Source organism: Actinomadura fibrosa (assembly GCF_900659615.1).
Classification (GTDB): Bacteria; Actinomycetota; Actinomycetes; order Streptosporangiales; family Streptosporangiaceae; genus Spirillospora; species Spirillospora fibrosa.
Genome location: NZ_CAACUY010000055.1, coordinates 36,943 through 47,140 on the forward strand (window position 1 = coordinate 36,943; position 10,198 = coordinate 47,140).

9 protein-coding genes are annotated in these 10,198 nt (G+C 72.2%); 6 read left to right on the forward strand and 3 right to left on the reverse strand.

Features of this window, described 5'->3' with window-relative positions; genetic code table 11:
- Nucleotides 1-29 precede the first annotated feature (29 nt).
- From E1300_RS20385 to E1300_RS20400, 4 genes are all read left to right on the forward strand, one after another.
- On the forward strand, nucleotides 30-890 hold the full coding sequence (locus tag E1300_RS20385) for a Cof-type HAD-IIB family hydrolase (RefSeq protein ID WP_131758621.1): 861 nt from the start codon (nucleotides 30-32) through the stop codon (nucleotides 888-890).
- 142 nt (nucleotides 891-1,032) lie between these two features.
- The gene (locus E1300_RS20390) at nucleotides 1,033-1,224 is read left to right on the forward strand and encodes a hypothetical protein (protein WP_131758622.1); all 192 of its coding nucleotides are present in this window, start codon (nucleotides 1,033-1,035) and stop codon (nucleotides 1,222-1,224) included.
- Nucleotides 1,196-2,296 (forward strand): hypothetical protein, encoded by a 1,101-nt coding sequence (locus tag E1300_RS20395; protein WP_131758623.1) that lies wholly within the window; start codon nucleotides 1,196-1,198, stop codon nucleotides 2,294-2,296. Before E1300_RS20390 ends, E1300_RS20395 begins: the two co-directional genes overlap by 29 nt.
- A 174-nt stretch (nucleotides 2,297-2,470) precedes the next feature.
- Nucleotides 2,471-3,271, forward strand: a complete 801-nt coding sequence (locus E1300_RS20400; protein WP_242619269.1) for an SAM-dependent methyltransferase — start codon at nucleotides 2,471-2,473, stop codon at nucleotides 3,269-3,271.
- Here E1300_RS20400 and E1300_RS51640 read toward each other — a convergent pair.
- The 3 genes from E1300_RS51640 to E1300_RS20415 form a co-directional block, all read right to left on the reverse strand.
- Nucleotides 3,247-5,100 carry an Nramp family divalent metal transporter gene (locus E1300_RS51640; protein WP_207399863.1) on the reverse strand — a complete coding sequence of 618 codons (1,854 nt, stop codon included), beginning with the start codon at nucleotides 5,098-5,100 and terminating at the stop codon, nucleotides 3,247-3,249. The two genes, E1300_RS20400 and E1300_RS51640, sit on opposite strands and share 25 nt — an antisense overlap.
- A 121-nt stretch (nucleotides 5,101-5,221) precedes the next feature.
- Nucleotides 5,222-6,121, reverse strand: a complete 900-nt coding sequence (locus tag E1300_RS20410; protein ID WP_131758624.1) for a manganese catalase — start codon at nucleotides 6,119-6,121, stop codon at nucleotides 5,222-5,224.
- Between the two features lie 241 nt (nucleotides 6,122-6,362).
- Nucleotides 6,363-7,055, reverse strand: coding sequence for a DUF899 domain-containing protein (locus E1300_RS20415; protein WP_131758625.1), 693 nt, complete (start codon nucleotides 7,053-7,055; stop codon nucleotides 6,363-6,365).
- A gap of 405 nt (nucleotides 7,056-7,460) precedes the next feature.
- On the opposite strand from E1300_RS20415, the gene E1300_RS20420 reads away from it, so the two are divergent.
- Both E1300_RS20420 and E1300_RS20425 read left to right on the forward strand, forming a co-directional pair.
- On the forward strand, nucleotides 7,461-8,639 hold the full coding sequence (locus tag E1300_RS20420) for a geranylgeranyl reductase family protein (protein WP_131758626.1): 1,179 nt from the start codon (nucleotides 7,461-7,463) through the stop codon (nucleotides 8,637-8,639).
- Nucleotides 8,640-8,738: 99 nt separating this feature from the next.
- The coding region (locus E1300_RS20425; RefSeq protein WP_131758627.1) for a polyketide synthase at nucleotides 8,739-10,198 on the forward strand (1,460 nt) is incomplete at its 3' end.

Sequence of the window (10,198 nt, forward strand, 5' to 3'; positions counted from 1 at the left end):
CGCTCGACCTCCCCGCAAGGAGACGGAGCATGGCCGGAACGAGCTCCCCACCACCGCCGATCTCCGCGGTCCTGGCGGACGTGGACGGCACCCTGGTGACCAAGGGCAAGGTGCTGACCCCGCGCGCGATCGACGCGATCAGGCGGCTCCACGAGGCCGGCGTCCTGTTCGCGATCACGAGCGGACGTCCGCCGCGCGGCATGCGCATGCTGGTCCACCCACTGGAGATGCGGGGCCCCATGGCGGCGTTCAACGGCGGCATCATCGTCCAGCCGGACATGACCGTCGTCGACGAGCGCACCGTCCCGGCCGACGCCGCTCCGGCGATCGTCGAGACGATCCGCGCGCACGGCCTCTACGTCTGGGTCTACCGCGGCACCGAGTGGTACGTCACCGACCCGGAGGCGCCGCACGCGCGGCGCGAGGCGACGACCGTGCGGTTCCAGCCCACCGTCGTGCCCGGCTACGACCGCCTCCTCGACCGGGCCGTGAAGATCGTCGGCGTCAGCGACGACCACGACCTGGTCGCCCGCTGCGAGGCCGCGGTACGGCAGCGGTTCGGCACGCACGTCTCGGCCGCCCGCTCCCAGGCGTACTACCTGGACGTGACCCACCCGACCGCCAACAAAGGCGTCGTCGTGGAGCGCCTGTCGCACTACTACGGCATCCCCTTGGAACAGATCGTCACGGTCGGCGACCAGCCCAACGACGTCCTGATGTTCCAGCGCAGCGGAACGAGCATCGCGATGGGCAACGCCAGCAAGGAGGTGCAGGAGCAGGCCACCTACGTGACCGCCTCCCACGAGGACGAAGGCTTCGCCAAGGCCATCGAGCAGTACGTCCTCCCCCGCACCCCCGCCTTCCGACCGGGCAGAGAAGGAAGCCCCTGAGCAGTCACCGGGCCGCAACCCCTCGGAACCCCGAGGGGTTGCGTCCGAGAATGCTCGTAATTGCGGGTGTTAGTCGAGATCCGGTTCGCTGATCTCTTCTCAGGATGAGGATATTCCCCGGATCGCCAGAATATCATTTCGGATGTCCGTCGACTATCGGTCGACCGAGTGGCTGCTGGCCGGACTCGGCCGTGTTGGATTGTTGGCGAGTCTGGCATCGTGTGATGCAGGCGGCGTTATTGACATCGTGCGGATCACATCGGATATCAGTGGCGCGGCAGTCATGATCGGAAAAGGGGGCGGCTGTGCTTCAGGTGACGAACGGCTCCGGTGAGGTCGTCAAGGTCTCCAAGGTCGAGCAGTTGGTAGCGCTGATCCCCGGAGAGACGATGACGTCGCTGAGGGAGCAGGTCGGAGACGCCGGCACGCTCAATGACTATCTGGACCTCTTCATCGGGCAGGGCCGGAAGACCACGAGCGCCAGGCTCGGCGCGGACGTGTCGATGGCCGTTCGGATCATGCACTGGAAGGACGCGGGGGAATTGCCCGGTACCCGGGGTGGCGGGGACTTGGTGATGTTCCACTACGTCACTCCTGAGCCTCAAGTGGCAGGAGGGAAGGGGAGCGCTCAGCTGGCGGCGGCGCAGGAGGCGAGCGTTTATGCCCAGAATCAGCTCAGGTTCAACGGCAAGCAGATGCTGCGCGTGTACTCCGCCTACACGAACTTCTTCAAGAAGTACGCCCTTGACGGCGCCGACCAGGGTCGGTTGACCCGGTTCGGGGAGGAGGCGTGGGCGGGGAGGTCGGTGGACCCGTCGTCCCCCGACACGCTCGTAGATGCCTTGGGTAAAGCGGCCGACGGGCAACCGTTCATGATGTCCTTCATTTACGGCGCCCACCAGGTATATATGAGGTTCTCCTATGAGGGGGGATCGTATCGGCTTGAGTACTTCGATCGGCAACGGCAGACGCTCACCCTGAAGGGGCGGGAGATTCCCGGCTATCTTCGGGGTGAAGAGACGGCCGACGCCCGGCCGATGTACTTCATCTTCGGGATCGAGCCGAAGGAGCTGGCGACCCTCTGCGCCGAAGCACAGGCGCTCGCCGCGAAGCAGATCGTCAATCCGGGCGAGACACTGGTCAACGGTCCACGGAAGAGCGTCCTTGAGAAGCTCGCGGCGAAGGCGACGGACGTCGGTGTCTTCGGCGATCCCGAGCCGGCTCAGCATCCGGACGCGATCAACTGTCCCTGGGCGAGTCTGGAGAGTGCCATCCGCCATTTCGTGGGGCCTGAGCCGCTCCAGAGGCAGGTCGGGTTCATTCGCGAGGTGGGGGTGACCCTCTACATAGCCGACAGTGGCTCGCCCGTGGAACGGGAAGCGGCGGGCCTGATGGCCGCCGAATAGCCTCGGACGCCGCGCTCTGGATTCGCGCTCCCGAGCCGGGACGGGTGGCATGCGGTGGTGTCGCGACCGCGCGGACCCCCTGCGCCGGATCTGCGATCGCCGCTATCGTGTCGTGACCGAATCACGGTGATCGCCGCTTGGTCCGGTCTTTCGTCCACGGCGGATGGGGATGGCGTGTCGCAGCAGCCGGGTGTGCCGCGGGGGATCGATCCGAGCAGGCCGAACGTGGCCCGCATGTACGACTACGTGCTCGGGGGCAAGGACAACTACGCCGCCGACCGCGAGCTCGCCGAGCACCTCATCGCCTCCATCCCGGACGGGGTCGAGGCGCTGCGGGCGAACCGGCGTTTTCTCGGGCGCGCCGTCGCCTACGTCGCCCGGCAGGGCGTCGACCAGTTCATCGATCTCGGCGCCGGGCTGCCCAACCAGGGCAATGTGCACGAGATCGCTCAGGGTGTTCATCCGCACGCCCGTGTCGTCTACGTCGATATCGACCCGGTGGTCATCACGCATGCCCGCGCCCTGCTGGCGGCTGATGATCACACGGCCGTCGTGCAGGCCGACATGCGGAATCCCGGGACGGTCCTCGCGTCCGAGGCCGTGGCCCGGCTGATCGACTTCGACCGGCCGGTCGGCGTCATCTTCAACGCCATGCTGCACTTCGTCACCGATGCCGAGGATCCCGCGGGCATCGTCGCCGCCTTCACCGGGCACATGGCGCCGGGCAGCCACCTGGTGATCTCGCACAGCACCGTGGACGACCGTCCGGCGGACCTGGTCGAGATCATCAGGGCCGCCTACGACAACGCCTCGGCGCCCATGGTCTTCCGGACGCGCGAGGGGGTCCTGCGCCTGTTCAACGGGCTCACCCTCGTCGAACCGGGCCTGGTCAAGGTCAACCGGTGGCGGTCCGACGACCTTGAGGCCGCCGCGCGCGGCGGCGCCTGGGTCTACGGCGGCGTCGCCGTCAAGTGACTCCCGGGGCGCGCGAGGAGGGCCGCGGCCCGATTTGTCCCTGTTACGGGTGGTTTCAGCGGTGCAGGACGGGCAGAGGGTCTGAACAGGCTCGGCCCTCGGGTGGTCCAGCGGCCACCGCTCGTCGTGTTTCGGGGAGGTCGATCATGCGCCCCGCAGGTGAGAACCGGCGGCACCGGCCCGGCTGCCACCTCAGGCTGCTCGGCTCGTTCGAGCTGCGGCACGCGGACCGGGCGGTGCCCGTCGCGCCGTGCGCGCAGCGGCTGCTGGCCTTTCTGGCGACGCGGAGCCGGCTCGCCACCAGGACGACGGCGGCGACCGCCCTGTGGCCGGAGTTCACCGACCGCAGGGCGGTCGCCAACCTGCGCTCGACGCTGTGGCGGCTCCGCCGCGATCATGCCGTCGACCTGGTCAGCAGCACCGGCGACGGGGTGACGCTGGCGGACGGCGTCGATGTCGACGTCCGGCGCGTCCACCGGGCCGTGACCGCCCTGGCCGCGCAGGACGAGGGGACCGCGGACGCACGGGCCGGTCCGGACGGTCTCGATCCCACCGTGCTCAGCCAGGATCTGCTCCAGGACTGGCCGGAGGAGTGGCTGCTGCCCGTCCGGGAGTGGTTCCGGCAGGTGCGCTTGCACGGGTTGGACATGCTCTGCGAGCGGCGGTGCCGGTGCGGCGAGTTCAACGCGGCGCTGGAGGCGGGCATGCTCGCCGTACGTCCCGACGCTGGAGGAGGCCAGGCCGGAGGCGAGCAGGGCCAGGGCGAACGCCACGGCCGCGCCCGGGCCGAGCAGCCGGCCGAGCTCGTGGTGGATGGCGCCGAGCCCGCCCGGGTCGGCGCCGCCGAAGGCGGCCGCGGCCACGGTCAGCATGACCATGTTGACCACGCCCGCGGCGCCGAGCGCGACCGCGATGTCGACGCGGCTCGACCGCAGCGCCGCGCGGCTGCCGGGCGGCTCGCCCTGCCGGCTCGTCAGCTCGGAGTGCAGGTAGATCACGTGCGGCATCACGGTCGCGCCGACGATGCCGGTGGCGAGGAGCATGCTGTCGGTCCCGTCCAGGCGCGGGACGAACCCGCCGGCCGCGCCGCCCAGCGAGCCGGCGCGCAGGGACTGGTAGGCGAAGCCCGCCAGCACGCTGCCGAGCAGCCCGGCGATCACGATCTCGAACCGGTGCCGCCCCCGCGGCGCGAGCATGAGCAGGACGCACGAGACCGTCGCGGTGATGCCGGCCGCCGGCAGCAGCGGGACGCCGAACAGCAGGTTCAGCGCGATCGCGCCGCCGATGAACTCGGCCAGGTCGGTCGCGACCGCGACCAGCTCGGCCTGGAGCCACAGCAGCCGCACGACCGGGCGCGGCAGCCGGTCCCGGCACAGCCGGGGGAGGCTCCGGCCGGTGGCGATGCCGAGCTTGGCCGACAGGCTCTGCACGAACATCGCGACGAGGTTCGCCGCCGCGATCACCCAGAGCAGCAGGTAGCCGTGGCGCGCGCCGCCGGACATGTTGGTGGCGAAGTTGCCCGGGTCGACGTAGGCGACGGACACGACGAACGCCGGTCCGCACAGCCCCGCGAGGCGGCGGGCCCGGCCGCGCGTCCGGCCGCGCGTCCGGTGCCGGGAGGGCACGTCCGTCGGCAGGACCGGCGCCCCGGTGACCGGCCCCTCGGGTACGGCGACCGGTGCGCCGGTCATGATCGGTCCTGCGGCGGGCGGCATGGTCGCGGGAGGCTTGGCGATGGCCGGGACGGCTGCGGGGGTGCGCGCGGTGGCCGGGACGGCTGTGGGGGTGGTGGCCGGTGCGGGTCGTCGGTACTGGGCCGGATCGAGCACGGCGGGCTCCTCTCGTGGGCCGCTCCGCCGCCGTCCCCGCGTCGGGGCGCGGCGGCCCGGAACGGGCGAGGCAGGCGGGATCCGGGCGCGGGCGCCGGGTTCCCGCCTGCCGTCGGCTCGGTCAGGTGAGCTTGTCCTTGAGCTTTCCGGCCAGTCCGGCCTCGGTGCCGAGGGCCGGGCCCCGCGGTTCGCCCTGGCTGCCGTCGTAGGTGGCGTACAGGGCGGGGTCCGGGGGCGGGGCCGAGGCCACGTCGCCCAGCGGCTCGGTGTCGGTGAGGTAGCCGAACTCGTGCCGCCCGTCGGGCTGCGGCCCGCTCGCCCAGCCGCCCTCCTGCCCGTGCTCGCCGTCCGAGAGGTGCCAGACGGACGTGGCGTGCTCGGCGTGCTCCTCGTCCAGCAGGGCGTTCGGCGCGACCGTGCCCTCCAGGCCGTCGGCCTGGAGCTCCGCGATCGCCTGGATCCACAGGTTCTGGTGCAGGGTGTCGCGGGCCAGGTTGAACTTGAGCATGTCCCGGACGCCGGCGTCGTCGGTCATCTGGTAGAGGCGGGCCGTCTGGACGCGCCCGTGGGCCTCGGCGGAGACGTTCGCGCGGAAGTCGGCCAGCAGGTTCCCGCTGGCGACGATGTAGCGGCCGTTCCAGGGGTAGCCGTTGCTGTCGGAGGGCAGCGGCCCGCCGCCCGCCACGATGGCCTGCTGGACGTCCATCCCGCCGATCACCGAGCCGACGACCGGGTCGGCCGCGGCGGCCTTGGAGGTGGCGGTGGCCGGCGCCCCCTCCAGCAGCCGCGCGACCATGGTGGCGATCATCTCGACGTGGCCGATCTCCTCGGTGGCCACGTCCATGATCAGGTCCTTGTACTTGCCGGGCATGCGGCAGTTCCAGCCCTGGAACAGGTACTGCATGGTGACGGTCATCTCGCCGTACGCGCCGCCGATGAGCTCCTGGAGCTTGCGGGCGTAGAGCGGGTCGGGCTTGTCGGGCTTGGCCGCGAACTGGAGGCGGCTGTCGTGCCGGAACATCGGGGTCCTCCAACCAGGAGTGGGTTTCGCTGGACTCACCCGAAGCTAGGAACCCGCCGCCACCCGGCCGTCACCGTCACCTCACCGGTCGCCGTCCGCTCGCGCGTGTCCGCCGGTCCCGCCGGTCGGCGATGCCGTCCGGCGGGGCCGGTGGGGACGTGGACGATGCTCGTGATCGCGAGTCATCCGGCCCGGTGACGCGCTGGTGACGGCCGTATCCGGGCGGGCTGCCGCGGAGCGATCAGAGCCCGTCCTTCGGGCCGTAGGCGGCGGCGATCTCTTCGGAGCCGGCCCAGCGGCTGTAGGTGGGCGACTGCGGCCAGCCTTCGGGCGAGTCCTGCCACTCCTCCTGGCGCCCGTACGGCAGGAGGTCGATGAGGGGGAAGGTGTGGCTGAGCTGCTCGGTGCCCCGCCCGCTGGTGTGCCAGGTGCGGTAGACGGTGTCGCCGTCGCGGAGGAAGACGTTGACGGCGAAGCCGCCGCCGGGCGGGGCGCCCACGTCGGTGCCGAACGGGCTGTCGGCGGTGGAATACCAGGTCATCTTGTTCCCGACCCGTCGCTTGTACGCGAGGGCCTCGTCGATCGGGCCCTGGGTGACGATGACGAACCTGGCGTCGTAGGCGTCCAGGAACTCCAGCCGGGTGAACTGGGACGTGAAGCCCGTGCAGCCTGGGCACTGCCACGTCTCGCCTGGGAACCACATGTGGTTGTAGACGATGAGCTGGGGCCTGCCCTCGAAGATGTCGGCCAGCCGGACCGGTCCGTCCGCGCCTTCGAGGGTGTAGTCGGGCATCTCGACCATCGGCATCCGGCGGCGCTGGGCGGCGATCGCGTCGAGTTCGCGGGTCGCGGCCTTCTCCCGGGCGCGCAGCTCGTCGAGCCGGCGTCGCCAGGTCTCGGCGTCGACGACGGGCGGTAGTGCCTTGGCGGTCATGGGCTCCTCCATGGTTCGCGGGTCCGCGAGTACGGACCATGGCCGTCCGCGAAACTCATCGCGCGGCCCGGGGCGGGTGGCACGCGACACTGACACGCATCGATGATTACTCTCTGTAACTGCATGGATACGTTTGCCGCGATGCGGGCCCGGTCATATGTCGGGTGGCCGACTCGGCGTCCACCGAGCATGAAGGTCCCGGTCAGCCGCTTGCCCCGGCCACGGGGGCGCTCGCCGCGGCGTTCGCTCCGTCGCTCTCGTCGCGAAGCGGCGGCCGGCCGAGCCGGTCCCCCTTCGTGACATCGCGTTACCTGCCGGCGGCGGCGCCCTGTGACGGCTGCTCCCGCGCAGTCGGACGGCCGGTCGTGACGGGCGATCGCTCGATCTCGTGAAGGGAGAGTCGGCATGGGGGTGCTCGGGGCCGGTGGCGAGCGGCGGATCTGGGACGTCGTGGTCGTGGGCGCGGGTCCGGCCGGTGCCAGCGCGGCGCGGGTCGCGGCCGGGGCGGGGTGCAGCGTGCTGCTGCTGGAGCGGGCCGTGATGCCGCGTTACAAGACGTGCGGCGGCGGTCTGATCGGGCACTCGCAGACCGCGCTCCCGCCCGGCCTGAACCTCAAGGTGTACGAGACGATCGGCTCCTTCACCTTCAGCCACGTGGGGCGGCGGCAGCGGTCGCTCGCCTCGTCCGGGCGGCGGCCGTGCCTGATGGTGTTCCGGGACGAGCTGGACGCCGCGCTGGCCGAGGCCGCCGCCGGCGCGGGCGCCGAGGTCCGCGACGGGGTCTCGGTGACGGGGCTCGCCGAGGACGGCCTGGTGACCGTGCGGACCTCCGCCGGGCCGGTGCGCGCGCGGGCGCTGGTCGGGGCCGACGGCAGCGCGAGCCGGATCGCCCGGCACGTCGGGGTGCGCTACGAGCAGACGGATTTGGCGCTGGAGGTGGAGGTGCCGGTCGGCGCCCGGGCCGCCGAGGGCTGGCGCGGGACGGCGGCGTTCGAGTGGGGGCCGCTGCCCGGCTCGTTCGGCTGGGTGTTCCCGAAGGCGGGGATCTGCACCGCCGGTGTGGTCGCCGCGCGCGGCCAGGGCGAGGCCACCCGCGCGTACCTGGGCGAGTTCCTGGCGCGGCAGGGGCTGGACGGCGAGACGCCGGTGCGCGACACCGGGCACCTGACCCGGTGCCGCCATCCGGAGTCGCCGCTGACCCGGGGCCGGGTCGTGGTGGCGGGGGACGCGGCGGGGCTGTGCGATCCCTGGTCGCGAGAGGGCATCTCGTTCGCGCTGCGCTCGGGGATGTGGGCCGGGGAGGCGGCGGCGCGGATGGCGGGCGAGGGCACCGCCGGCGCGGAGCAGGCCGGCGCCGAGTACGCCTGGACGGTCCGGTCGAGCCTCGGGGCCGAGATGGCGGCCTCGCGGCAGGTGATGGACATCTTCGTGCGGCGTCCGGGTGCGGTGCACGGCGCGCTGACCCGGGCGCCGCTGGTGTGGCGGATGTTCGACCGCTACATGCACGGCGAGGCGACGATCCCGGCGCTGATGGGGCATCCCGCCGCGCGGGCGGCGGTGCGGGCGGCGAACCGCCTGCTGTGAGTGAAGACCTGTAAGCGGGGACGCGGCCCCGGCGCCTCGGCGGCCGCCTCCGGTGCCGCCGTTCCCAGATGAGACACGCAGCGAGAAAGGACTTGTCGGGTGAGCCTGACCTCCTCTTCCGTCCAGGTACCGGTGGCGATCGTCGGGGCGGCCTGCCGGGCGCCCGGCGGGGTGGCCGATGTCGAGGGTCTGTGGCAGTTGCTGCTGGACAAGCGCGACGCGGTGGCCGGCTGCGATCCGGGGTGGCGGTGGCCGGAGCGGGAGCGGGTGGTCCCCGCCGACCTCGCCGAGCCCCGGGCACTGCGCCATGGGGCGTTCCTGGAGGGGATCGAGCAGTTCGACCCGGGCTTCTTCGGGATCCCGGTCAAGGACGGGTCGAGCGTCGATCCCCAGCACCGGCTGCTGATGGAGGCCAGCTGGGAGGCGCTGGAGAACGCCGGCATCCCGCCGCGCTCCCTGGCGGGTTCGCAGACCGGCCTGTTCATCGGCATCTCGAACACCGACTACTCGCGGCGGTTCACGCTGAACGACGTCGACATCTACCAGGGCATCTCGTCGATCCTGTCGGGCGCGCCGGGACGCATCTCCTACCTCCTCGACGTCAACGGGCCCTCGATCGCCGTGGACGCCGCCTGCGCGTCGTCGCTGGTCGCCGTCCACCTGGCCTGCCGCTCGCTGCACAGCGGGGAGAGCGACCTGGCCCTCGCGGGCGGGGTGACGGTGCAGCTGGAGTGGGCCGGTCTCATCGGGTTCGCGCGGGCCGGCGCGCTGTCGGCGGAGGGGCGCTGCGCGGCGTTCGACGCCGCCGCCGACGGTTTCGTGCGCGGCGAGGGCTGCGGCGTGGTGGCCCTCAAGCGGCTGCCCGACGCGGTGCGGGAGGGCGATCCGATCCTGGGCGTGATCACGGGGACGGCCGCCAACCACGCCGGACGGGTGCAGGGCATCACGCAGCCGTCGCGGGCCGCGCAGCAGGCGGCGATCACCACGGCGCTGCGGGCCGCCGGGGCCGCACCGGACGGGATCGGGTACGTCGAGGCGCACGGGACCGGCACGCCGGTCGGCGATCCGATCGAGTTCGCCGCGCTCAGCGCCGCCTACGGAACGGACGGCCCGCCGTGCGCGCTCGGTTCGATCAAGACGAACATCGGGCATCCGGAGAGCGCGGCGGGCGTGCTCGGGCTGATCAAGGCGATGACGGCCGCGCGGACCGGCGTCATCCCCGCCAACCTGCACTTCACCGCGTGGAACCCGGCCATCGACGCGACGGGGGGCCGCTTCTTCGTCCCCACCGACGACGTCGGCTGGGCCTCAACGGACGGCCCGCGGCGGGCGGCGGTGTCCTCGTTCGGGGTGACGGGGAGCAACGCGCACGTCATCGTGGAGCAGCCCCCGGCACCGCCGCGGCGGCCGGGTCCGGCACCGGCGGCCGGGACGGGCCCGCGCCAGGGACCGGGACCGGGCGAGGTGCGCCTGTTCGCGGTGTCGGCCGCCTCTCCGGGCGGTCTGGCCGCGACGAGCGCGCGGCTGGCCGACCGCGTCGAGGGGGCCCGGCCGGATCC